This window comes from Acidithrix sp. C25, from assembly GCF_904848545.2.
Genome location: NZ_CAJHCI020000001.1, coordinates 520771 through 544640 on the forward strand (window position 1 = coordinate 520771; position 23870 = coordinate 544640).

Consider the following 23870-nt stretch of genomic DNA (forward strand, 5'->3'; position numbering starts at 1 on the left):
CCCGTGGGTCTTTCCTGGTAGGTTAAGATAACATGAACACGTGTTCGAATTATTTGGATCTGGTCAACCTTCCGATCTCCTCGGTTGATGGAATTACCCCAGCTAAGGCGAAAGCTTTGGCCGAGGGGGGATTCCTAACGGCCTACGATTTGGCCACCTATTTCCCTCGACGTTATGTAGATCGACGCTATAGAAGCGGGATATCTACTGCTTCTCTTGGCCAAGATGTTCTATTGCTCGTGAAAATTAGTGAAGTGAGAGCTAAGTTTCAAGGTAAAGGCCGTGAGATAATTGAGGCAATTGCAGCTGATGAAACAGGAACTATCAAAGTTGTATTCTTCAATCAGTCTTGGAGAAAGCACCAGCTCAAAGCCAATATAGAGGTTGCTCTCTATGGAAAAGTAGAGAAGTTTGGCCGTTTTTTACAGATGGTAAACCCTATCGTTGATCTCATAGGAGATCGAACGGGGCGGATAGTACCTATCTATCCTCACTCTGAAAAGTTTGGCTTCCGCTCTGATGAGATGCCCAAGTTCATTGGAAAAGTGTTAAATTACACAGCTGGTTTGATCGATCCACTTCCCCGGAATATGCTTCAGGGGCTCGGTTTGATCTCGCGATCCAAAGCGCTTAGGGCGATCCATCAACCTCAGGACCCTATCGACCATAAGGATGCTCGGAACCGCTTGGCTTTCGATGAATTTTTGCGACTTCAAACCCATTTGGTCGCCAAGAAGGTTTCGTTGGAGTTGGCGGCCGGGGGAATCTCCCATAATTCAAATGGTGTGCAGTATCTAACTTCGATGAGGATCGCTCCGAAAGCATCTTTTAGTGCGCGCTCGCAGGGAAGCTACCAACCGACCCTAGGGGACTATAGCTCTGATAACCTTTTGGTGAGATTTCTCTCTTCGCTCCCGTTTGCGCCAACTCAGGCTCAGATAAGAGTGATCTTTGAGATTAGTAACGATATGGCATCGCGGGTTCCAATGCATCGACTATTACAAGGCGATGTCGGAGCCGGTAAGACATTTGTAGCGGTGGTGGCTGCTTTGATAGCTGTGCAATCGGGGTACCAGGTTACTATTATGGCTCCGACCGAGGTCTTGGCGGATCAGCACTACATAGGGATCTCAAGACTGCTAAGTGGCCTTGATGTTCCAAATTCTGGCGACGGCGGGCTCTTTGGAGATAAGGAAAGACCACTAAGCGTTGGTCTTTTGACCAACAAGGTCACCGCTTCGAATCGGCGTCGACTCTTAGACGAGCTCTCAAAAGGGGAGTGCGACATCTTGATTGGTACCCATGCGCTATTGAGCGAGGGTGTTAGATTTTTAAATCTGGGTTTGATCGTCGTAGACGAACAGCATCGCTTTGGTGTAGAACAGCGTGCGATCTTAAAGGAACGATCGATCTCTTCCGGAAGCTTCGAGCCCGATACTTTGATTATGACGGCGACACCAATTCCACGTACCGCAGCCATGACCATTTTTGGTGATCTTGACTATTCGGTCCTCGATGAGCTTCCACCAGGTCGAAGTCCGATCATTACCAAGTGGGCAAAGAATGAGGAACAGCTCCATGGGACTTGGGTTCGGGTTCGTAGAGAGGTAGCCCAAGGTAGGCAGTGCTATGTAGTTTGTCCGCTGGTGGAAGATTCAGAGAAGATTATGGCAAAGTCGGCGACTGCGATCTACGAGGAACTCTCTGTCGGTGAGCTCTCGGGTCTACGTCTGGGTCTTCTCCATGGTCAGATGGCTACTAACGATAAAGCTCTCGTCATGGAGCGCTTTCGAAACCATGAGATCGATGTCCTGGTGGCAACCACGGTGATCGAAGTTGGTGTGGACGTTGCCAATGCTACGGTGATGGTCATCATGGATGCAGGACGTTTTGGCATCGCACAGATCCATCAACTCCGAGGCCGTGTCGGACGAGGCGCCCATCAGTCTTATTGCTATTTAGTTCAATTGGGTGAAGTGGAAGAGACTACGATCTCTCGCCTTTCGGCTTGTGTAGATTCTAGTGATGGTTTTGTCCTAGCCGAGGCTGACTTGGAATTACGTGGCGAGGGAACGCTACTCAACGCTAGACAAAAGGGACGTAGTGACCTGCGGATCGCCTCTCTCTTTCGCGACCGGGACCTTTTAAACCAGGCGAGGTCGGTCTCAAGGACGATCGTTGGAAATGATCCAACCCTCTCAAACTACCCAGCGCTAAGCGCTGAAATAGAACTCTTTGTTGGTAATGATCAAGGCGACTTTATTACGCGTAATTGAATTATTCTTGCTCAAATGACACTAGATTATGCACCTGGTTTCATAGCTACAACTTCATCCTTGACCACTTCTTTGATGACGTGTTCTTTGATGGGCCTATCTTAGATGGTGAAATTAGGAACTATAAATCTTCACTAAAGGCCTAGAGCTGTGGCTGATCTGGGGTCTTTTAGGTGGCGCTGGCGGAGGGATAAAAGAAGTTGGGCACCTTGGATGCCCCCCCTGTACTTGGCCTTATTCGATTCTTCCTTACTATTTGCCTCCTTAGCGAGTGGGACGATCTATTATCACTCTATTTTCACTCTATTTTCACTCCGCCCTGGGCGGTTCCTTGTAGTTGAATCAAATCGTCAAATTGCACAACACCCCAACTATAACGAGGTTACGCTAAAGGTGTATGGTGATACCTATGTCTCGTTTCGCACGTTAGCGCAAAGCTAGATACGATTGATCGAGATAAGAGCTATCTCTTTAGCAATATCGGCATGAACAAAGATTTATCAGTTGGGTGGGATAGCAAAAGTTGAGAGTTGCACTATTTCCTGGATCATTTGATCCCTTTCACAACGGCCATATGGAAGTCGTCGAGCGAGGATCTCGTCTCTTTGACAAAGTGGTAGTTGCGGCTATGAGAAACCCTCAAAAGGCATCTGCTCTATTTAACCTTTCAGAGCGACAGGAACTCATAGAGGCATCAGTCTCTCACCTTGACAATGTAGAGATCGTCGCGCTCTCTACATTGGTTGTAAATCTTGCCGAAGAAATTGGAGCTAACGTTATCATTCGAGGACTCAGGGCAGTCTCTGACTTTGAAAATGAACTTCAAATGGCTCAGATGAACCGACAACTCTCCGGGATAGATACAATCTTTATTCCAACGTCATCTGAATATTCATTTTTAGCGTCGCGACTGCTCCGAGAGGTGGCATCCTATGGGGGTAATGTATCAAAGATGGTACCAGAGCCTATAGCTAACGCGATACTTGCTAAATTTAGAGAGTGAGTTCAATAGGAGACCGGGGATTATGACGCGTTTTGACCAAGATCCCGAAAGACAAGATGTTGCTCTAAGTGGCATCTTGGACCGCATGGAAGAGATTGTCTCCAGCGCCAAGGCTATGCCCTTATCGGCTTCTGTTTTGGTGTCGCGCGACGAGATGCTGTATCTGATTTCTCTCGCCAAGGACCGCTTTCCTGCTGAGATGCGCGAGGCGCAATGGATTATCAAGGAGAAGGCGGAATATCTCGATCGGGTTTCCCTCGAAGCCCAAGAGATAATGGATCAAGCTAGAAATCGCGCAGAGGCGATGGTCTCAAAGCAAGAGGTCGTTCGCCAAGCCCAAGCAAGCGCTAACCGAATAGTGATGATGGCCAGAGAAGATGCCGCTCGACTGCGATTTGATGCCGAGGACTATGCCGACCAGAAGCTAGCTGAGTTTGAGATTGCACTCTCTAGGGTCATGAAGGCTATAAAGGCTGGACGTGAAAAGCTAGCCCACACTATGGCGCCGGTTGATCCGCTACCTCTTGAGGTCGAGGTTGGATTTGGAGAGGGAGAGATACCCTTTGATCAAGATTTGAGTTGATACGTTATGGGCAATAGAGATTTTAAGGTTTCGGTTACCAAGCTGCTGAGCCATCCAGGAGAACCTCTAGAGGTAGAACTTGCAGGCCTAATAGGGGATCAGTTCGTATCCTCTGCGTGGGTCGAGGAGGGTTCTACTACGCATTTATCGGGTTCATTGGAAGCAGTGCATTCGGGAGTGATGTTTAGCGGCGTGGCAAAGGTGAATATCGTAACGGAATGTCGTCGATGTCTTTGTCATAGCAAAGCGGACCTCGTCGTAGAGATTCGAGAGCTCTTTGAATCTGACTATAAAGAGGACGAGGGGGACACCTATCCAATCCACGGTGAATTTGTCGATCTTGAAGAGATGGTCAGAGATGCCGTAGTTTTGGCCCTTCCACCGGCACCTCTATGTAAGGAGGAGTGCGCGGGCCTTTGTGTTACCTGTGGGGTCGACAAGAATTTAGTTAGCTGTGGCCATGATAATCAGGGGCGAGATCCTCGATTTTCTATCCTTGATCAGCTTCGTTAAGGCCGGATGTGTCGGAGCACCATTGTAAGGGTGTTAGAATCTTTTGGGCAAAGTTCAAGTAATGAGCTTTGGTGATATTTTCTAGCAGCCTTACTTGTTTGCTAGTGATTCGAAAGAGATGTTAAGATGGCAGTTCCAAAGCGTAAGGTATCCAAGCAAAAAGGCAGAAGCCGAAAGGCGAGTGCATGGGTCCTAAAGGCTCCTTCTAAGAGCACTTGTCCTCAATGTAACTTTGCCAAGAGGCCTCATATCATTTGCGCTAACTGTGGCTGGTACCATGGCCGTCAGGCTGTTGAGGTTCGATAGTATTGCTTCCAGTTGCTATTGACATGATGGGTGGGGATAATGCCCCCTCGGCAGTTATCGAAGGCGCTAAGAGGGCCATCGATGAACTTCATGCACCGCTGATTTTGGTCGGTACTCAAGAGGTAGTTGGTCCGCTTGCGAAAGAGGGATTTGAGGTCGTTGTTGCATCCGAGGTTATTGAGATGCACGACGATCCGGCTTCGTCCGTTCGAAACAAGCGAGATTCATCTCTGGTGCGATGTGCCGAGCTTGTAAAGACCGGTATGGCTTCTGGAATGATATCAGCCGGGAACACCGGGGCCGCGATGGCCTCTGCCCTTTTGAAGATCGGACGCCTTCCTAAGGTCGCTCGTCCGGCAATAGCGACTGTGATACCGGTGCCAGGTTCGACCCCGACTGTAGTGATTGACTCGGGAGCAAATTCAGAGGTAATGGCACCTTGGTTGGTGCAATTTGCTCAAATGGGTACCGTCTATTCGCGTGAGCTTTTAGGTATCGAAAAGCCCCGCGTTGGAATCCTGTCAATTGGCGAAGAACGGGGCAAGGGAAATCAGCTCGTCAAAGAAGCCTTCCCCCTCCTAGAGGTCGCGAATTCAATCAACTTTATTGGAAATGTTGAAGGTCGCGACGTGATGAGCGAGAACGTCGACGTTATAGTTTGCGATGGTTTTGTGGGCAATGTTGTTCTAAAGACCCTCGAAGGCTCCATGAAGACCTTGGCCAAGGCGATATTTGGGGCACTTGGTAGTGGTGAAGATGGATCCAAGATCCTCGACCTAGCCCTTCCTAAACTTTTCCCAATTTTAGATCAATTGGACCCTGATACCCATGGTGGCGCTATGTTGCTCGGTGTAAATGGAATTTGTATTATCTCACACGGCTCATCGTCTCCTAAGGCGATTTATAACGCGATTGTTACCTCAATGCGATTAGCAGAGCATGATTTGGCTGCTAAGTTGGCCAAATCCGTACTTCTTTAGATTTGAACTGTAAAAGATCAAGACACCCTAGTGACCCCGGAGGTCAATGTGACTGGAAAAGCAACCTACTCCACAAAAGATGAGATCTTTGAATCGATCAAGAATAATCTTGCAGATATTCTGGAGATAGACCCTTCTGGTATTTTAATCAATCAGTCATTTACTGAGGATCTCAGCGCTGACTCACTCGCGCTAATTGAACTTGTTGAGGCGATGGAAGAGGAATTTTCCGGCGGTGATCATACTTTTAGAATCGAAGACGAAGACCTTGAGGACCTCAAGACTGTCTTCGACGCCGTTGAGTATGTTGCAGCAAAGCTTGAAATCCTAAAGTAGGCCCTAAAAGTTGGGTAAAGGTAGAGATAATCTAGAGTCATCTTCAGAGCGTTTTTCTCCGATTAAGGCTTTTTTGCCCACTCTTTTGAACCTTATCTCTGCTGTGGGACCGCCAGAGATAAAAGGTAGTTCTTTATTCATAGACCTTGGAAGTAGCGACCTTGCGTTAATTGATAGTGGTGAGGTGGCTCTGATCCTTCGTGAAATCGTTCCTCTCCTAGAAGTTGCGCTTACTCATCGATCAGCCTCTTTGGAAGATCCATCCTTATTAGACAATGAGAGACTTGAGTTCTTAGGTGACGCAATCATCGAGGCTCGGGTCTCATGGTCGCTATACCTTCATTACTTAGATCGTGATGAAGGGTTTTTAACGCTAGCACGCTCTTCTTTGGTCAATACTGATGCTTTGGCTTCGATCGCTATCATGTTGGGATTGGATGACTTTGTAATTTTGGGTCTTGGAGAACGAGCAACTGGTGGCACAGGGAAGCGTACAATTTTGGCTGGCCTCTTTGAAGCAGTTGTTGGTGCTATCTATCTGGATCTAGGTGCTGCTTGTGCTTGGGAGTTGATCGATCGTACCGTTTTGATAGATGTTGAGAATATATCTCTAAGTGAGACGCTCTTAGATCCAAAGAGTCAGTTGCAGATCTACTTTGCCAAGGCTAGCCTAGCCATGCCGGTCTATGAGTCCACTAAGACCGGACCTGATCACGCTCCATTATTTGTCACAGATGTGATCTTGGCCGATGGACGCCGTCTAAGAGGTGAAGGTACCTCCAAGAAGGAAGCAGAACAAAGAGCGGCTCGAAGGGCGCTAGTGGATTTAGAGATCTTAGGTTAGACAGTGCAATGCCAGAGTTACCTGAGGTTGAGACCTTACTCCAAGGACTATCCCCTTTAGTTTTGGGCCGTAGAATTGAACGTGTAGAGGCACTTCGTGATCGAACGGTGCGCAAGATCGCCTCATTCGAAGACTTTGAGGCTTCGGTTGTCTCAACGCAAGTAGTGGCGCTAAGGCGATATGCTAAACATCTGATTGTCGATTTAGCTCGCAATCATGAATTCATCGGTCATTTGATTCTTCACATGGGAATGAGTGGTCAACTGCGCTCATCTGGCCTTACGGGAGAGGAGTCAGTCTATGTTCGTCACTCCAACTTTAGAGTTCACCTAGATGATGGCACGATTGTGGCCTTTATAGATCCACGAACCTTTGGTTGGATTGCATTTGACAGCTATGACGGTGATCCAATGCCTATTAGTTTGCGGAGGTTGGGACCCGATGCAATTTTATCTTCTGACCCCTTGGCGCTAATTAAAGCTCGTGCCACTTCGAGTTCGATTGGGATTAAATGGCAGCTTTTGGATCAGGCTCTAATTGGTGGAATTGGCAACATGTATGGCGATGAGATCTTGTTTGATGCCGCGATTGCGCCCTTTAGGACGCCCTCTACCTTTTCAGAGGAAGAATTTATCACTTTGATCACTTCGATAAGAAAGATTCTCACCAGAGCTATAGAGCTGCGCGGGTCGAGCTTATTCGATCGGACCTATCGTGATATCGCCGGAGAGATTGGTGCGGCACAGAAGTTCCATATGGCATACGCTAGAGAAGGCGAGCCGTGCCTACGATGCGGTGATCAAATCGTAAGAGTCGTATCCAAGGGCCGCTCCTCTTTTTTTTGTCGGATCTGTCAGATCTGATCGATCAGGAGCTGCTTTTGTGTTTGGTGTAAATGTATCTTTGCTCTGGAAGTTAGATAAATAGATGTATCTGAAGTCTCTCTCGCTACGCGGCTTTAAGTCTTTTGCAGACAGCTCTACCATTGAGTTTGCCCCAGGGATCAACGTTGTGGTTGGGCCAAATGGATCGGGCAAGTCCAATATCGTAGATGCCATCTCCTGGGTTCTTGGCACACAGACACCAAAGGCGCTTCGTAGTGCCAAGATGGAAGATGTCATCTTTGCGGGTGGCCAAAGCCGGGGAGCGGCTAAGTCTTCGAAAGTTACAATAGTCCTAGATAATGCGGAGCGACGCCTTTCTTTAGAATTGGCCGAGGTGGCAATAACACGTCATCTATCGCGTTCGGGCGAGTCAGGGTATGAATTAAACGGTAGGGACTGTCGTTTGATCGATCTGAGTGAACTACTACTAGATGCCTCAATCGGACGTGGCCAACACACCATCATCTCTCAGGGAAACCTAGATGTAATATTAGATGCTAAGGCTAGCGATCGTCGCTTGACCATAGAAGACGCCAGCGGTATCGCTAAATATCGAAGGCGCCAAGACCGCACGGCGCGGCGCCTCGGGGTCGTCGAAGAGGAGTCAGCCCGCGCACAGGAACTTTTGCGAGATATCAACCGGAGGATAAAGCCGCTAGAGCGTCAAGCAAAGGCGGCCAAGCGTCACATCGATTTGGGTGATGAGATCGCTCAATTGAAGGCATATATCCTAGGGTCACAATATCGTGAGCATCTATCGCTCTCACAAGGTGGCGATGAAGCCGAGGCGGTACTCAAAGAGAAGATCGATTCGCTAGGTGCTTTAGTGTTTACCTATCGCCAACGCCTCCAAGAGCTAGAGGCTAAGGCTCTCTTGATCGATGATTCCAAACTGATTGATGAGATGAGGCGACTAGATGCACTTTTGGCCCGAGGATCACTTACACTAGCGCTTGGGCGAGAGCGTGAGAAGCAAAATTTAGCCAGGATAGCGCTGCTTTCTAATCGATCGGGCATTATTGCCCTGGAGGAAAAGAGTAAAGCGCTCACTCTGACTAAAGAGGAGTTGCATGCATCGATTCTTCGAATGGGTCCCGAATTGGACGACCTCGAAGAAAAAGAGGCGGAGCTAAAGAAGCGGTCCTCACTCGTTAATATGGAGTCAGTTGCAACCTTAGAATCCAAAGAGCGAGAGATCTCGTCAGCTCAACGCAGCCTTTTCGCTAAAAAGAGTGAGCTGACAAGTGAGCTAAACGCCACCAAGAGGGAGTTCGATAGTGCTTCGCGCGCTATAGAGACAATGGACTCCCAGGGCACCAAGACGACCTCTCGCCTTGGTGAACTAGATAGCGCAATCTTGGCAAGTAGCGAACTTCTTGAGCGCGCAAACCTGCGTCTTGAAGAGATCGTCCCTGTGCTGAGTGCATTGGACCAAGAGATCGATGCTCGTGAAGGCTCCCTTTCACTTTTGCGGGAGGCTGGGGCCGAAGCGAATGCAATTTGGAGCACCCTTGAATCTGCACTGTCCAAGCTTCACTCTAAGTCGCAGCTAGAGACTGCTTCAACTGTGGATACACCTATAGGCGTGGTTACAGAGCTAATTGAGGTAAAAGAGGGCTACGGCGAGGTCGTAGAGGCAGCTTTAGGCTCTTATGGCTTGGGAGTGGTCGCCTCCAATCGTCAAAAGGGAGTTCTTGGCTTTCAAAAGATTAAGGAGTACTCCGATAGAGCGTTGATCGTTGCTGGCTTTGAGGGCGCGCAATGGCAAAGTCTTTCGTTCCGTGAGCTACCTCGATTGGTCTCAATCGGTTCGCTGATACTTGATGTTCATCCAGCAATTGCAGCTATTGTTGCAAGATGGATTGGCGATATTTACCTCTTTGAGGGTTCAATGGATGAGGCCGAAGAGATTGTGAAGGCGCATCCAGAGATAACATTGGTTACATCCAATAGGGATCGAGTTACCTCCTTTGGTTTTGAGGCTCCTGAGAATGCAGCCGTCGTCTCTCGGCGCGCGATCAATGAGGCGCGCGACCGAAAGGATCAGCTGCGCAGTGAGGTATCGACTCTTACCGGCGAAGTCAGCCTTCTAAAGACGAAGAGGCGTGGTATCTCAGAGGAGGTCTCTTCAAACCAGGCGGTCGTTCGTCGGTCGTCGATGGAGATTGAGCGACTTAGGGGAGAGCGCAATCGAATAAATGATGCTAAAGGACGTTTTGACCAAGATCAAGAGGCCTCGCGCCACTCCTTAGCTCGAGCTTTGATTCGTATAGATGAGCTAAATCTTGCCCTAGTTCCCATCGCCGAGGAATTAAAGGCGGTGGAGGAGGAGTTTGGGATGGTTCGAGGTGACTTAGATGACCATCGCGTTGAGCTTGCCAATCTATCTCGTTCGCGAGCAGCGCTTCGCCAATTGCGATCCCAATTGGAGGTCAAATTGGCTCGTTTGGGAGAGAGGTTGGCCGGTGTAGATGCGGAGCTAGCCCGAAATGAAATCGAAATCATACAGATGCAGGAGAAGTACGCCAGCGATGAGATCGAAGTCAAACGTTTGAATCGTTATGAGATCGGCTACCAGGGCGTAATTACAGAGGTCTTGCGGATTGAATCGTTGGTGAAGACGATCTCAACTGACACTTCTAGAGAACTCGATGAGGTCAATATCTCCAAGGCCCAACTATCCAAGGAGATCTCGATGTTGCGAAGCGAGATCGAAAGACTCTCTTTCGAGCGTTCTACTGCATCCGAAGAATTAGTGGCTTTGCACGATTCGATCCGTGAAGCCTCAATTCGTAGCGCCGTAGTCTCCGAACGAATTTGGCGGGAGCTTGAAATTGCCCCTGAGATAGCGATGCAGATTCCTATTTTGGCAGGGATCGAGCCGACTCAAGCAGCTTCAACTCTTCAAGCAAGACAAGATGAACTTGTTAGTTTGGGACCAATCAACCAGTTGGCTAAGGTTGAACTTGAAGAACTCTATGAGCGTCATAAATTTATTACAGACCAGTTGGCTGATATAAATTCGTCTCGTTCTGAACTAAGGAGCATCTCCCGTCAGATAGACAAGGAGATGAAAGAGGTCTTTTTGAGTGCCTATCGAGATATCGATAATAACTTCAGGGAGACATTTGAGCTGCTATTCCCAGGAGGAAGAGGTTCTTTGGTCTTGACCGATCAGGATAATCCTCTCGAAGCTGGCCTTGAATTCGATATCTCTATCCCCGGCAAGACACTTAGGCGACTACCGCTTCTATCAGGTGGAGAGCGGTCTTTGGTGGCTCTTGGCTTTTTATTTGCGGTCTTTAGATCGAGGCCCTCTCCCTTTTACGTCTTAGACGAGGTGGAGGCGGCGTTAGATGATCTCAATCTGTCCCGACTATTGGTACTTTTGGAGAGTTTTGGTAGTCATGCACAACTTATTGTGATCTCTCACCAAAAGAGAACGATGGAGATAGCTAACCGACTTATTGGAGTGTCGATGGCCGAGAGCGGCTCTTCTAAGGTTGTGATTGAGAATCTAAAAGCGCGACAACTGACCTTGTCGAGCCAAGATTGAACCAACGGAAGCGCAATCCCCTTCCGTAAGGGAGGGGGTCAAGCGACCCCATCCCTTCTTGGTCCTCCTTCTTTACGTCTAGGGAGTTTCTGGTTTTCTATGTACTTTCTCACCGTACTTTCTCACCGTACTTCTTCACAGTCTCTAATGGTGCTCCACCACAAGACACTATCGACCATGAGGGTGACCAGAAGTGGTTCCCCCACAAAGCATCTCGGACTTCCGGCCAGTTCTTTGGCTTGCTCTCATGGCTGCGAGCGTATTCATCAACATCACCAGCCTTGATAAAGCAACTTTAGCTGCGTTGGTTATCGACAGGTGAGCATGATCACCGTCTGTCTCAAAAGCATCGGAGATGGAATCAAAACGAGTACATACTTCAATGAGAGCGGATTTGATCTCGTTACTTACTCTGTTCGTCATCACATAACGGCGATATTTAGGAACCACTACAATGTGTGCATGAAATTGATATAGACCACATGCCTTGGGTTACGCCAATCATCGGTCATATAGTGCGCTATATCTTGCATTAATTGCTGCATTAATTACTGCATTAATTACTGCTACAGTAGTGATATATGGTGTTCAAGTCTACGCCGGATAATGAAGGTGCATCCTATAGGGCCGCTGTCATCTCGGTCACCTTGACAGGCGTATCGTATCGCCTAGTTCACGACTCATGCCACAGTCATGCCATAATCAAGACATAGCGCAGCACTGTCATGGAACCACGGCGTCGATTGGGTTCATGGCCCTAGGCGTCAAGGAGAGTGAAAAGCCAAGCGCTCTGCGAACAAGTACGACATCCAAAGGTTTCTCAACTCGCTAGACCGCCAAACCCATCTTTCCGAAAATCAAACCATTCTCCCAGCTAGTTGAGTATGTGGTCTTACGTTGGGACACTACAAATGCGTCGCAATGGTCTTGATCCGTTTAAGGGGATCACTAACTCCTAAGAGACGGTAGATCTCTTTGTGAACCGGCTCAGAAACACCACTAGTGCGGATGTGATAGACGACACCTTTATCTGATGTAAGAACTATGGTGGCTCGGCGGTGACTGTTGAGTTGCTCTTTGATGGTTGACCATCTTCTCTTATCGTTATTTTGCCTCAAGGTCAGCTCAATAGCACTAAGGAGGTGATAGGCAAGTACCGAGATGAAGAGGTGAGCAGCAGCTTCTGCTAGCGCCTTTTCTTTCCGTCGAAGTTCAGCTTCAATTCGTACTCTTGCTTTACGCTCTTTATCAAGCTCTACCTGGTGAGCCCTATTAGCAGCACTCTTATTGTCAAAGGCTGACTCTAAGGTATTTCGCCACTCCTCTAAATCTTCTGCTAGAACACCATTAGCTCTCAACCATGAACCGAGTTCGTGCTCATTCATAGCAGCTGTGTCAACAACAGCTTTGATCTTGTTGATCTTATCGCTAACTGCATTTGCACTGATCTTGCGCTCTGAGTTCCACTGGTAGACAACGTTTGCATTGATACCGTGATCTTTTGCGATCTTTGCAATAGCGCCAGCCTTCGCGGGCTCTGAGTTATCGAGCTCATATAGAGCCGCTACTACTTTATTCTTTAGTTCCGCAGGATACCTTTTCATGTCTATTCCATCTTCGCCCTCTTAGAAACAAAATCAAGCTAGGTGACAACAATCTTGGCAGAGAGGGTCTTGATGCGTCCGATACGCTCTGAGACAACTGTGGTCTTAGATATAGAACCCTTTGTGATTGAGGTACTCAACGAAGTGATATCTACTAAGAATCTCTCATTAGCTTGACTAGAGATCGCTGATTCCTTCTTGGATCTCCCCAAAGAACGACACAACACCACGGTTGTGGTGTTGTTGTTGGTGGAAGAGGTGGAGATGGAGGAGGAGGAGGTGGAGGTGGCGTTAGTATCAGTGTCGGTGCTGTCGCTCCTGGTGATTTTGGTGTCATCGGTGTCGGTATTCTTGCCGGTGGCACCATTACGGATATAGTCGTCAGTGTCGGTGCTGCTGTCGCTCTTGATGATTTTGGTGTCGGTGCTGCTGTCGCCCTTGCTGCTGCTGTCGCCGTTGCTGCTGTCGCCGGTATTCTTGCTGGTGGCACCATTACTGTTATTGTCGTCAGTGCCGGTGTCTTCTTCTAGCGTTTGCACTTGTCCTTGTACTTGTGTTTTCACTTGTCCTTGTACTTGTGTTCTCACTCGCCCGTGTGGCTTTTGTGGTTCCACTTGTAGCTTTTTCACCAGTACTGGGGATCCTTGGGCATCGTAGATCTCGGTGAAGCCTTCCATCTCCATGAAATGGCTTCGATAGAGACTCTTTTTGTTAGCTCTCTCAATTACTACGTAGTTGAGATTGCGCTTAATGAGAAGTTCTAGGTTTGCCTTGGTAGCAATTCCCCTATCCATCACAATGGTAGGAACAACATCCCCAAAGAGAGATCCATCCGATAGAGACTCCAAGGCATCAAGTACGCTAATGAGAGTTCTAGGCTCAGAGGTATTGCCCTCATGTATCTCTGAGTAGATGGGTAGTCCCCGGTGATCAACAAGTAGTGCCAGAGAAACTAATGTGCAATCAAAACGCTTCTCTTTGGAATGTCCATGTTTAGCTAGGGAGTTCCCCTTAGTAGAACCTTCGAAGTAGGTATTTGTTAGATCAAAGAGAAAGAGCCTGGTATTCGTCCTAAAGAGATCAGAGCTAGCTCTATAGAGTGCTGGCTCTATGACGGCTTTAGCGTCATAGAGCTTATCTGCAATTGCATAGACCTTATCCTTGTGAAACTTAGAGAGATCGGTAACCGTCAGTGTATTTGCTGGAAGTGACTGTTATATATTTTAGTTGCTATCCACTCGACCGGGGTAGCAATAAGTCAACTATCCCCGATTTATTTTCTCGCTTGTGTCAACTCCTCCCCAAGTAGATCGGTAATGGAGATTGGTTCGTCACAGGAGGGACAATATCCCCCTATTCCTACTCGAGCCATAAAGGTATTACACTCTAAGCAGCGTTGTTCTCCGAGGGATCGTTCACCACAACACCTACACTCATAGACGGTGAAGCCTCGATGTGACTTTGACCCTGGAACTGTGACTGGAAGAATGCTACCTATATCGTGACGTCGTCGATAAGCAAGAGCCCGACAAGCATCGGAGCAATAGGTTCTCCTCCCTGACAAGGGGAAGTTGCCTCCACAGACAGGGCACGCTATCGTGACGCTATCGTGACGCAACGGAGGTCTGGCACTCATGGCAGACTCGTTAGGTTCAAATCAGACGCTGCAGTGGTGGACTTTGATGCTGTCGTTGTCTGGTTTGTTGGAACAAGTGACGTAGAGACAACTGGCTTTCAGTTCCGGGTGTTGGCATTGATCCATCGTTTTGGATTCTTGGCTTTGGCCTCCTCGTAGACCTTGACTCGCTTGGCGAGGATCATGACATCTTCGCCGTTGTGTTTTTGGTTTGGGGTCACAAAGTTCAAGCCAGAGTGATGGTGCTCCTCGTTGTAGAACTGGACGAATCCCTCGATCCAGACCCTTGCCGCCATGAGGGAGGCAAAGCCATCGTGGGGATAGCTCGCACAGTACTTGACTGTGCGAAACATCGATTCCATGTGAGCATTGTCATTCGACGTCCTGGGACGTGAGTAGGAGGCAGCTATACCAAGTAGGTAACACAGTGCCACTAGGGTTGTCCCCTTCATAGGTGAACCGTTGTCTGAATGTAGTACAGAAGGAGCGAGTGAACCCTCATTCAAAGTGGCCCTCTTTAGGACAGTTGCTAGATTTTCAGATGATTCATTCTCGTAGATCTCATAGCCGACGATCTTCCTGGAGTACAGGTCCATAATGAAGTGCAGGTAGTAGAAGAGACCTTTGATAGGCCCTGGCAGGTAGGAAATGTCGGTGACCCAAACCTCACGTGGTCCCTTAGCTACATGATTGGGCTCAGAACGCCTACGAGGCAGCGCTACCCGTCCTCGTCGCTTATTGAGTCCCGCGTCTCCTAAGACCCGATAGAAGGTGGACTCTGATGCTAAATAGACTCCTTGATCCGCTAGAGCTGGGACAATCTGAGCCGGTGGCAGTGAGCGGTACTCAGGACTGGCGCACACCTTTAGGATCTCGGCCCTCTCTTGATCACTCAGGGCATTAGGTGGGGTTGGATAGACCCTGGTGAGTCGTTTATCCTCGAGGATCGCATCTGAGATCTCCTTAGGTGATGCTTTGGTGGCATCCACTCCACCTGCCTTCCTCCAACGCTCATAGGTGCTCTCGCAGATTCCCACCTCCCTTACTGCGCAAGAGAGGTTGACACCAGCGCTATTGGCCTCAGCAATGAGAGTTACGGCTCGTTGGCGCTCTGAGAGAGGGATCAATCTTCCCTGTCCCCCCAGAACGCCTGGGCTTTTCCCCGCAACACCAGCAGAGCCGCAGTTTCTGCTAGTGCCTTCTCCTTACGAGCAAGTTCTCGTTCTAAGAGTGTCACCTTTGCTCGTTCATTGGCTAAGTTCGCACGGTACTCCTTGGCAGCGATACTAGAGCGGTCATTGGCTTCTTGACAGGCCGACTTCCAGCTATCGAGATCCTCCGCAAGAATCCCATGTTCTCGCAGGTAGGTACCAAGTTCGAGTTCGGTCATGGATTCAGTTCTAACAACAATCTCGTACTTTGCCTTCGACGAGAGCGTAAGCGACGGATTCCCAGATGCTGAGAACTTGCCAACGGCACCAGTTCGTTTCAGTGACGCGTTCTGGGTGTAGAGCGTATTGAGTGGAATTCCTTCAGCATTAGAAAGCTCGGTAATAGCACCCTCTGGAGCATTTCCACCATCGCCTAGCTCTAAGAGCTTCCTCAGCACTCGTTCCTTTTGTTCTCTTGGGTATACCTTTTTCATGACTCCTCTATCCTCGCCCTATATATGACTGTAGTAGATTTTCCGGCAAAGACTCTGAGGGCTAGGGATGTTTAGCTAGGGAGTTCCCCTTAGTAGAACCTTCGAAGTAGGTGTTAGTTAGATCAAAGAGAAAGAGCCTGGTATTCGTCCTAAAGAGATCAGAGCTAGCTCTATAGAGTGCTGGCTCTATGACGCCTTTAGCGTCATAGAGCTTATCTGCAATTGCATAGACCTTATCCTTGTGAAACTTAGAGAGATCGATACCACATATCTCAGGTAGTGAAGAGTTGGAGTTGATATACGAATACGTCTTTCGATCAGATCCAGGATGAATAAGACGAGCTATTATCGTTGCCTTGGCAATGCCAAGAGATTCACCCGATAGACCTGCACTCTCTAGGATCTTATCGAAGCTAAGAGCTTCATAGAACGAGTTTCCTATGAGTTCTGGACCGATACTTCTACTATTGATAGTCTTAGCACTAGAGAGATCCACCATCTCAAGGTCAGCCTCAGTAGCTCTTGTTTCTTTAGCGGCTGCAACTTCGGAACGAATTGCATACTTAGTGATTGCTAGATCGACGTATCTGGCAATAATAGGATCTGATTCAAAGAGTGAGGTTACTCCAGAGAGTCTCTGGGCAATTGCATTGGCCAGAGCTGGCCACAATGACTTATCCAGGTCCAGTTCGGTCAAGGTCATTACTATACGTTGACGGGGACCTTTTTCACAGCGGTAGGACTCAACGAGTTGGTACTTACTGTAGCTAACGCCGGTCTTTTTATTAACTGTTGGAGTTTCACGGATAAACACAACAAGACAATAGCACCATGTCAGAGCTAATGCAAGTCATAATCAAAACTACTCAAAAATTAGGACACTACATTCGCGACCCAAAAAGACCTAATACCCATCTACCAGGGCATCTATAAATCGCCCAAGTCGAAAATCGCCCAAAATCCCCTCAAAAGGGACCAATTAGGGCGATTTTTCGGGAAATCTGCGAAAGATGGGTTAACGAAATGTCGGTGTTACGGTTGCTAGAAGGTCCCAATTGACCTTGCCACCGCTAAGGAGTGTTCGAATGCGGAAGTTGTAGAAGTTAGTCATGCCAAAGGCGACACGCTTTGTCACCTTGACCAAGTTGTTCATAGCTTCAGTAGGTCCATTGGTGACATGACAAGAGTGCCAGGCTAGGATCTCCTCTTTCCAAGATGTAAGAGTTCTCCCAAGGAGTGTCACCTCCCCTGACACCTAGGGTTGGGATTGTCAGCTCCTGTAAGTTCTAGAAATAGGCTGTCTGCATATCTACGTGCAAGGCTCGGGTCAGAAATGGTATATAGCTCCCTTAGGGCCTCTTTGGCCTGCCAAGCAGTAGCAACCTCATTGCCTGGATCACCGGCTTTGAGTAGTCCAACGAGCTTATCTTTGGCATAACTAGTCAATCGTTCATCTGCCATAGTTAGTAATCGTCGTATTCTATACAAAGGATCACCTGCTCTTGCGCGTGACCCACAGAGCTCGTTCTGAACTCGACGCCTAGTTTAATCGATTCGTTGGTTGGCCAGCTTGATCAGGTGAAATGGATCGGCTACAAGGGTTGTCTTTGGCAGAGCCTTTCTAAATACGGCTTTGTAACCACCAGGTAGATCGAGGGTTCCCCATTTAACTCCATCACGCCAGCTTTGTTCTTGACTTTCAATCCAAGCCTTTGGATTGGCTCCGCCTCGACCCGCTACAACATCTAAAGCTACACCACGTCTCACATCTAGAAATAGTTGTAGCCCAATTCTGTTTGTGATACTTACCTTCACGGTAGAACAAGACCTCGTCTAGTCCCAGAGCATCCACAGCACCAAAACGTGAAGGATCATCCACCAATGCAGCTCCATAGGCAACGACTGCGTCATTTATCGTATGCCAATCACAGCCAAGTTCCTTAGCCACACAAGAAACGCTACGACGCTGGGCTCCAACAGCATAAGTTGCCCATCTAGCCGCCCGATCACTTAGGCGAAGACGACCTTGTGGGTATTTGAAATTGAGCTATTTTTGGATCATCATCACTAAAAGAGAAGTTGGGGGCAGTGTTTGTTTGCACATCGCCATCTGTGCTTAGACCAAAAAAGAATAACCTTGCGACCAAAAGACGGTAGGTCTACAACCTCAACAACTCTGAGGCCATTATGGTGAACTTTGCCTTCAGCGGTTGGACATTGCTTTTGTGAATCAGAACACTCAATGTGAACATGGAGCGGTTCACTAAGATTATCTTCAACGCCTATCAAATTAATATCAACTAAACCAACCAAGATTTTAGAAATTGCTTTATGATCTTTTTCCACAGGGGCTCTCCATTGTGAGTTTTGTCAAATCCCATTCTGGCAGAACCCCTGTACCACTTCCAAAGCGACTTCATAAAAATGGAACTTTAACCTCTAGCCACCGTTAAATCCGAAGTGCCAGATAACCGTCAGGAACGATAGCTGAGAGGGGTTGCGCGAAAATATCATTCAAACAAAGAATGATATCTGTAAATAAATCTACAAATCTGAGCCTGAATCGCCTAATTGGTCTTCAACCTATATCGTGAATAAGCTAATTTAGAAATAGGTTCGAGGACCAACAAAGGTGGTCCAGAGACTCCGGCACGGTGGTCCAGATAATCTGGCATCGTCATGCAGGAAGTATTCGACTCGATATCCACTTTGTTAATTCTTCCAGCGTTATGTCATCTGAAGCAACTTTTATCATGGTCGAAACGATTTCGTCGTTCGCCCCAGTTTTCCAGGTATAGTTGTTTCGGTGCACGAACTCTCTAAGGCACACGTAACTAGATCTCTTGTTTCCATCTGGTAGTGGATGGTTTTTGACGAGGTGCATCACAAGAACCGCAGCTTTGAGGGCAAATCCCTGATAAAACTCGATGCCATCGAACGATGAAGATGGAGAATAAAGAGCAGACTCGGCAAGATCAATTCGTACAGACCTAGCTAGGACTTTTGCATCAATTCCGAGAACGGCCTCTGCGATTATAAGAAAATCTGCGAGATCGATATATCGAGTCACATTTGAGCAAGCTTCTCGAAAACATCCCGTTCAGCTTCAAATAAATTAGTAAGCCGTTTTTGAAATTCTGGATCTGCCCGGCGGGAATCGATATATTCATTTACGGCAACGCGGACAGCCTCCGAGACTGACAAGTTGTCGGTTCGAGCGACCAATTCAAGGGCCTCCGCCGTAGAGGCCTGCATTCTAACTGTCGTCGTTCTCTTAACCGTATTCATGACATCATTATAGCACTCCTTTGTATTCTGAGTCGACTGCAATATGCTTTAGCTTCCCGGTGAACGATACATCACCGAAGCTTCACCACGGCTCATTAAGCTTTCCCCTGTCTGCAGGGAAAGTTGCCACCTAGATTGATTTATGTTTCTAAGAGGGCGAAGTTGGAATTGAGTTGAGAAGGTATCCAGAGAATCTTGTTAATTGCCATTGGGAACTGCAAGTTAGCGGCCACGAAAAATGCACGCGAGCGGCCATCACTTTTGCATAATTTACCACAGCTCGCGTTTACTGGATATGTCTTTTTCTGTTCTTAGTAGATATTTCATTCGGTCCTTCTATGGACATTTCTTGTTGGGGAGAATATAAGCAACTTGTTGCGCGCTCTAGCTCCCTCTCTGCCAAGATTGTTGTCACCCTAGCTTGATTTTTGTTTATAAGAGGGCGAAGACAGTGAACCTTCTCACGATACGCGACACGACTCTCCCTAAATCAAAGGAGAATGGTAGTCATGGGAGAATTGCATCCAAAAGAGGCAACGCCTCGTAGAAAGTTTGACTCGGATTTCAAAAGTGACGCAGTCAAACTTGTAGAGATTGGAAATCGATCCATTAAGCAGGTGGCTAATGAGTTGGGTATCTCGGAGGCAACTCTTAATAATTGGGTCTACAACGCTCGGAGAGCAAAGAAGGCTAATGCCGGTGAAGGATCGGTTGTGGCCGACGAGATCGACCGTCTCCGCAAGGAGAACGAGCAGCTCAGAATGGAGAAGGAAATCTTAAAACGATTTTCGGCCTTCTGGATAAAGGACACAGACGGGAACTGATTTACCAGTTCATAGATATCCAGAAGGCCGATTTTCCAATCAATGTGCTCTGTAGGGTCTTAGCTGTGTCGCGTTCTGCCTATTACCGCTGGTCGGTGAGGAGGAAGTACCTCGAAGAGCTACATAACACTCGTGAGAATCTCAAAGAGAGGCTCCTTGAGGCATTTGTAGCTAACCGTAGGATCTACGGAGCACCGAGATTGACTCATGAGCTCAGAGATAGCGGTATTAACGTCTCAAGAGTGACCGTAAGTCGCCTGATGGCAGAGTTATCCATCACTGGCGCTTGTGGAAGAGCTAAGACGATCACGACCAGGCCAGATAGACACGCCAGGAAGAGTTCTGATCTAGTTGAGAGAAACTTCTCCGTCGATGAAACAGACAAGCTACGGGTGAGTGACCTGACCTACATCGGCACAAGAGAAGGCTGGTTGTATCTGGTGTGCATCATGGACGCGATTCAAGTAAGGATCCTTGGGTATTCGATGAGTGATTCAATGGACACCCAGATGTTCATCGATTGCCTCGATAAAGCACGATCTACCAGGGGAAAGGTATTGATGTCAGATACCATTTTTCGCATCGACCATGGATCTTAGGTACACAAGTAATGAGTTCAGGGAGATGCTACGACTCTCTCAGTTCTCCCAGTCGATGGGGAGCGTTGGGGATTCCTACGATAACGCTATGGCTGAGGCGCTATGGGCGTCATTGAAGAAGGAGCTCGTATATCGAATAAGTCTTCGACACCAGAGAGGAGGCAAGAATAGAGATCTTCGACTGGATCCAATGGTACAACCGGAAGAGGAGACATTCAAGTATTGGTGACATTTCGCCAATTGATTTTGAAAAGTCAGCTATGGTGAAAGCTGCATAGATAAGCGGAGTTCCGTGTCGCGTTTGGTGAGTAATTCCAGAAGATGCCTTTAGATCCCTCAAGAGTGATCTTGGACTTCGACCGGTCTATCATCAACTAGCTAGCCGAACTGCTGCTCACCTCTTCATCTCAGTACTTGCCTATCACCCCCTTAGTGCTATTGAGCTGACCTTGAGGCAAAATAACGATAAGAGAAGATGGTCAACCATCCAAGAGCAACTCAACAGTCACCGCCGAGCCACCATAGTTCTTACATCAGATAAAGGCGTCGTCTATCACATCCGCACTAGTGGTGTTCCTGAGCCGGTTCACAAAGAGATCTACCGTCTCTTAGGAGTTAGTGATCCCCTTAAACGGATAAAGACCATTGCGACGCATTTGTAGTGTCCCAACGTAAGACCACATACTCAACTAGCTGGGAGAATGGTTTGATTTTCGGAAAGATGGGCTAAGGTCATAGGCAAGCTCCAGCGCAAGATCAGCCAACACAAGATCAGCCGGTGCAAACCTGCCCTGGATCAAAGAAGTATATAAGACTGGTAACTGCGAAGAGGAAAGTCAACTCCCTTGACACCTAGGGAAGACAAAATCATCACTTTGTGACTTTGACCATCAGGTGTCCAACAAGCCGGCCAATCACGTCATTAACCACAACACCGCCACACTCATAGTTGGTGACGTAAGAGGGATAGAAAAACATAGTAAAGCCAAACGATCCATGGGTCGCCACGGTCGCCAGCAACTATCCCAGTGGTCAAGAGGCCCTCAGAGCAATACCTCAATGAGAAAACTAACTTAGAGATACAACCCCTAAACGAGTCATACTCTAGCCAAACTTGCCCCGCGTGCTTAAGACGCAAGCGACCATCAGGTCGGCACTACCGATGCAAGAGCCCTATCTGTGGGTTCAGCTGTCATCGAGACGCCCTAGGAGCAATAAACATTCTCCAGAAGGCGATATACGCAGAGTGCTCTTCAATTGGACTAGATACAACAATCTTAGTCACGTATCTTCGAGCTGAAAAACATTGGTCACTCAATCAACGCAAGACACACCAAAAGGTGCAGTGCCCTAAGGCCAGAGCCCGAAGTAGTGCCCAGAACCGGGCCTTGTCTGAGATATCTCAGACAGGCAAGCCGAAACTAGCGAACTCATCTACCAGTACCAATTCATTAGCACCAGACCAGTCGGTCCCGGTGGCGTGATGGGAGCGATGTCAGGTAACCCCAACCAAACAGACGGAGCCAGAAGCCCCGTCCGTGAGGACGGGGAGGTTCACCGGTAGCAGGTCCGCATTTGGTGAGATCACCTCACGACTTTAGTTCTTAGGGTTGGCTATAGCTTCGTGAGGATATTCAAATCATTCCTAGGGAGGCAATTTAGGCAATAGACTCAATCGGCGTGCAGACTGTAATTACACTTATGATTGTCGCGGTTGTGATCGTGGGCATACTCCTTTATCTGGGACCAATGAAGGCTAGAAGAGGCGGTACTATATCCAAGGGTGCTTCTAATCCGCAACTTAAAAAAGGAGCCACAGCTCCAAAGGGGCCATCGACGACAAAGAATCGTCAGGACGTTAAGACATCATCCAAGACACCGTCTAAACCCGCATCTAAAACTCCGCCAAGTACTCCTTCAAAGAGTTCACCAAAACCCCCAGCCAAGGCGACTGAGGTCCGTGTAAATCCAGATCTTGCCACCACCGATCTAAAAGGATCCAGGACCGAGAGGCCAGAAGCTCCCTCTAAGGACACTCCACCAAAGCCGCATGCAACTCCTAGCCTTGGCGATGCACTTGGTAGATCTAGGGAGACATTCGGCGGAAGAATTGCTGGGTTATTTCGCCGCGGTTCTTTGGATGACTCCTTTTGGGATGATCTCCAAGATGCGCTGATCCTATCGGACGTTGGTTTTGAAACTACCACCAAGATCCTTGAGGGTGCACAGGCTAAGGCTAAAGTCTCCAAGGCTAAGTCTCCAACCGAAGCGGTTGAGATTGTGCGATCATCGATGCTTGAGATATTATCTAAGGCCGATAGAGCTCTAAAAGTAGATGGCGACAAGCCTATTGTCTGGCTCTTTGTTGGCGTAAATGGTGTCGGCAAGACCACTACGATCGGCAAAGTTGCAGCGATGTTAGGAGATAGAAAGCTCTTATTGGCCGCCGCTGATACCTTTCGAGCAGCTGCGGCAGATCAACTGAGCTTGTGGGGCGAGCGTGCCAATGTGCAGGTGATTTCTGGTGCACCTGGTGCAGATCCCTCGAGCGTCCTGTTTGACGCGATCGCTAGCGCCAAGGCCCGTGACTTCGACATTGTGCTCGGTGATACCGCTGGACGCCTACAGAACAAGACCAACCTCATTGAAGAGCTCAAGAAGATATATCGAACTGTAGAAAAGGCTCAGGGCAACCTGGGTGAAGTTCTCTTGGTATTAGATGCAACGACAGGTCAAAATGGTCTCTCACAAGCCAAGGTCTTCAGTGAAGCCGTTGGAGTGACTGGCGTGGTCCTAACTAAGTTGGATGGATCAGCTAAGGGGGGAATTGCCTTTGCGATCGAGGATATCTTTCAGATTCCAGTAAAGCTGGTTGGTGTCGGCGAATCCATTTCGGATTTGATTCCATTTGACCCAGAGGCATACGTCGCCTCTCTCATCGAGCGGTCTTAATTGAGTACCGGACGGACGAATTCTCTCTATTGTTGATTGAA

General features: G+C 48.1%; 27 protein-coding genes and 3 pseudogenes. 17 read left to right on the top strand and 13 right to left on the bottom strand.

Going from position 1 to position 23870, the window contains the following annotated elements; all coding sequences use genetic code 11:
• Positions 1-32: 32 nt before the first annotated feature.
• The 10 genes from ACIDITHRIX25_RS88785 to smc all read left to right on the top strand — a co-directional run bounded on the left by ACIDITHRIX25_RS88785 (position 33) and on the right by smc (position 11281).
• On the top strand, positions 33-2276 hold the full coding sequence (locus ACIDITHRIX25_RS88785; RefSeq protein WP_201732431.1) for an ATP-dependent DNA helicase RecG: 2244 nt from the start codon (positions 33-35) through the stop codon (positions 2274-2276).
• A 523-nt stretch (positions 2277-2799) separates the two neighbouring features.
• Positions 2800-3279: a pantetheine-phosphate adenylyltransferase gene (gene coaD / locus ACIDITHRIX25_RS88790; RefSeq protein ID WP_082058826.1), complete on the top strand. Its 480-nt coding sequence runs from the start codon at positions 2800-2802 to the stop codon at positions 3277-3279.
• Between the two features lie 22 nt (positions 3280-3301).
• The gene (locus ACIDITHRIX25_RS88795; RefSeq protein ID WP_052606866.1) at positions 3302-3862 is read left to right on the top strand and encodes an ATP synthase subunit B family protein; all 561 of its coding nucleotides are present in this window, start codon (positions 3302-3304) and stop codon (positions 3860-3862) included.
• A 6-nt stretch (positions 3863-3868) separates the two neighbouring features.
• A complete protein-coding gene (locus ACIDITHRIX25_RS88800) occupies positions 3869-4375 on the top strand; it encodes a YceD family protein (protein WP_201732432.1) in 507 nt (168 codons plus the stop codon).
• Positions 4376-4501: 126 nt separating this feature from the next.
• A complete protein-coding gene (rpmF, locus tag ACIDITHRIX25_RS88805) occupies positions 4502-4681 on the top strand; it encodes a 50S ribosomal protein L32 (RefSeq protein ID WP_082058827.1) in 180 nt (59 codons plus the stop codon).
• A 2-nt stretch (positions 4682-4683) separates the two neighbouring features.
• The gene (gene plsX / locus ACIDITHRIX25_RS88810; protein WP_052606868.1) at positions 4684-5661 is read left to right on the top strand and encodes a phosphate acyltransferase PlsX; all 978 of its coding nucleotides are present in this window, start codon (positions 4684-4686) and stop codon (positions 5659-5661) included.
• A gap of 30 nt (positions 5662-5691) precedes the next feature.
• Entirely contained in the window at positions 5692-5997 is a 306-nt protein-coding gene (locus tag ACIDITHRIX25_RS88815; protein ID WP_235347860.1) for an acyl carrier protein, read from the top strand.
• A 10-nt stretch (positions 5998-6007) separates the two neighbouring features.
• Positions 6008-6841, top strand: coding sequence for a ribonuclease III (gene rnc, locus ACIDITHRIX25_RS88820; RefSeq protein WP_052606869.1), 834 nt, complete (start codon positions 6008-6010; stop codon positions 6839-6841).
• Positions 6842-6849: 8 nt separating this feature from the next.
• Positions 6850-7704 carry a DNA-formamidopyrimidine glycosylase gene (gene mutM / locus ACIDITHRIX25_RS88825; RefSeq protein WP_201732433.1) on the top strand — a complete coding sequence of 285 codons (855 nt, stop codon included), beginning with the start codon at positions 6850-6852 and terminating at the stop codon, positions 7702-7704.
• 64 nt (positions 7705-7768) lie between these two features.
• Entirely contained in the window at positions 7769-11281 is a 3513-nt protein-coding gene (gene smc / locus ACIDITHRIX25_RS88830; protein ID WP_201732434.1) for a chromosome segregation protein SMC, read from the top strand.
• Positions 11282-11390: 109 nt separating this feature from the next.
• On the opposite strand, the gene ACIDITHRIX25_RS88835 is transcribed toward smc, so the two are convergent.
• The 13 genes and pseudogenes from ACIDITHRIX25_RS88835 to ACIDITHRIX25_RS88895 all read right to left on the bottom strand — a co-directional run bounded on the left by ACIDITHRIX25_RS88835 (position 11391) and on the right by ACIDITHRIX25_RS88895 (position 19454).
• The gene (locus ACIDITHRIX25_RS88835) at positions 11391-11489 is read right to left on the bottom strand and encodes a transposase (RefSeq protein WP_160291899.1); all 99 of its coding nucleotides are present in this window, start codon (positions 11487-11489) and stop codon (positions 11391-11393) included.
• Positions 11450-11743, bottom strand: a pseudogene (locus ACIDITHRIX25_RS88840) (transposase); the annotation flags it as partial. The gene ACIDITHRIX25_RS88835 and the pseudogene ACIDITHRIX25_RS88840, both read right to left, overlap by 40 nt.
• Before the next feature lie 443 nt (positions 11744-12186).
• Entirely contained in the window at positions 12187-12885 is a 699-nt protein-coding gene (locus ACIDITHRIX25_RS88845) for a hypothetical protein (protein WP_052606873.1), read from the bottom strand.
• 38 nt (positions 12886-12923) lie between these two features.
• On the bottom strand, positions 12924-14078 hold the full coding sequence (locus ACIDITHRIX25_RS88850; RefSeq protein WP_201732943.1) for an IS1634 family transposase: 1155 nt from the start codon (positions 14076-14078) through the stop codon (positions 12924-12926).
• 80 nt (positions 14079-14158) lie between these two features.
• Positions 14159-14521 (bottom strand): hypothetical protein, encoded by a 363-nt coding sequence (locus ACIDITHRIX25_RS88855; RefSeq protein ID WP_152625796.1) that lies wholly within the window; start codon positions 14519-14521, stop codon positions 14159-14161.
• A 98-nt stretch (positions 14522-14619) separates the two neighbouring features.
• Entirely contained in the window at positions 14620-15648 is a 1029-nt protein-coding gene (locus ACIDITHRIX25_RS88860) for an IS3 family transposase (protein WP_201732301.1), read from the bottom strand.
• On the bottom strand, positions 15645-16166 hold the full coding sequence (locus tag ACIDITHRIX25_RS88865) for a hypothetical protein (RefSeq protein ID WP_201732435.1): 522 nt from the start codon (positions 16164-16166) through the stop codon (positions 15645-15647). Before ACIDITHRIX25_RS88865 ends, ACIDITHRIX25_RS88860 begins: the two co-directional genes overlap by 4 nt.
• Positions 16167-16227: 61 nt before the next feature.
• Positions 16228-16980: an IS1634 family transposase N-terminal domain-related protein gene (locus ACIDITHRIX25_RS88870; RefSeq protein WP_201732436.1), complete on the bottom strand. Its 753-nt coding sequence runs from the start codon at positions 16978-16980 to the stop codon at positions 16228-16230.
• Positions 16981-17181: 201 nt separating this feature from the next.
• On the bottom strand, positions 17182-17409 hold the full coding sequence (locus ACIDITHRIX25_RS88875; protein ID WP_201732437.1) for a transposase: 228 nt from the start codon (positions 17407-17409) through the stop codon (positions 17182-17184).
• Positions 17406-17981, bottom strand: a pseudogene (locus ACIDITHRIX25_RS88880) (ISL3 family transposase). The gene ACIDITHRIX25_RS88875 and the pseudogene ACIDITHRIX25_RS88880 overlap by 4 nt, the downstream one beginning before the upstream one ends.
• Positions 17982-18233: 252 nt before the next feature.
• Complete coding sequence (locus ACIDITHRIX25_RS88885; RefSeq protein WP_201732439.1) at positions 18234-18512, bottom strand: transposase family protein; 279 nt, start codon at positions 18510-18512, stop codon at positions 18234-18236.
• A gap of 331 nt (positions 18513-18843) precedes the next feature.
• Positions 18844-19236, bottom strand: coding sequence for a type II toxin-antitoxin system death-on-curing family toxin (locus ACIDITHRIX25_RS88890; RefSeq protein ID WP_052606769.1), 393 nt, complete (start codon positions 19234-19236; stop codon positions 18844-18846).
• Positions 19233-19454, bottom strand: coding sequence for a ribbon-helix-helix protein, CopG family (locus ACIDITHRIX25_RS88895; protein ID WP_052606768.1), 222 nt, complete (start codon positions 19452-19454; stop codon positions 19233-19235). The genes ACIDITHRIX25_RS88890 and ACIDITHRIX25_RS88895 overlap by 4 nt, the downstream gene beginning before the upstream one ends.
• A gap of 509 nt (positions 19455-19963) precedes the next feature.
• Here ACIDITHRIX25_RS88895 and ACIDITHRIX25_RS88900 point away from each other — a divergent pair.
• From ACIDITHRIX25_RS88900 to ftsY, 7 genes and pseudogenes are all read left to right on the top strand, one after another.
• Positions 19964-20278, top strand: coding sequence for a transposase (locus ACIDITHRIX25_RS88900; RefSeq protein WP_052606767.1), 315 nt, complete (start codon positions 19964-19966; stop codon positions 20276-20278).
• Positions 20279-20322: 44 nt separating this feature from the next.
• Entirely contained in the window at positions 20323-20877 is a 555-nt protein-coding gene (locus tag ACIDITHRIX25_RS88905; RefSeq protein ID WP_249685626.1) for an IS3 family transposase, read from the top strand.
• Positions 20878-20902: 25 nt separating this feature from the next.
• On the top strand, positions 20903-21106 hold the full coding sequence (locus tag ACIDITHRIX25_RS88910; RefSeq protein ID WP_249685628.1) for a hypothetical protein: 204 nt from the start codon (positions 20903-20905) through the stop codon (positions 21104-21106).
• Positions 21063-21155: a hypothetical protein gene (locus tag ACIDITHRIX25_RS88915; RefSeq protein WP_502756207.1), complete on the top strand. Its 93-nt coding sequence runs from the start codon at positions 21063-21065 to the stop codon at positions 21153-21155. The genes ACIDITHRIX25_RS88910 and ACIDITHRIX25_RS88915 overlap by 44 nt, the downstream gene beginning before the upstream one ends.
• 39 nt (positions 21156-21194) lie before the next feature.
• Positions 21195-21539 (top strand): annotated as a pseudogene (locus ACIDITHRIX25_RS88920) (IS1634 family transposase); the annotation flags it as partial.
• A 366-nt stretch (positions 21540-21905) separates the two neighbouring features.
• Entirely contained in the window at positions 21906-22361 is a 456-nt protein-coding gene (locus tag ACIDITHRIX25_RS88925; RefSeq protein WP_201732440.1) for a zinc ribbon domain-containing protein, read from the top strand.
• 196 nt (positions 22362-22557) lie between these two features.
• Positions 22558-23829: a signal recognition particle-docking protein FtsY gene (gene ftsY / locus ACIDITHRIX25_RS88930; protein WP_200891304.1), complete on the top strand. Its 1272-nt coding sequence runs from the start codon at positions 22558-22560 to the stop codon at positions 23827-23829.
• Positions 23830-23870 lie beyond the last annotated feature (41 nt).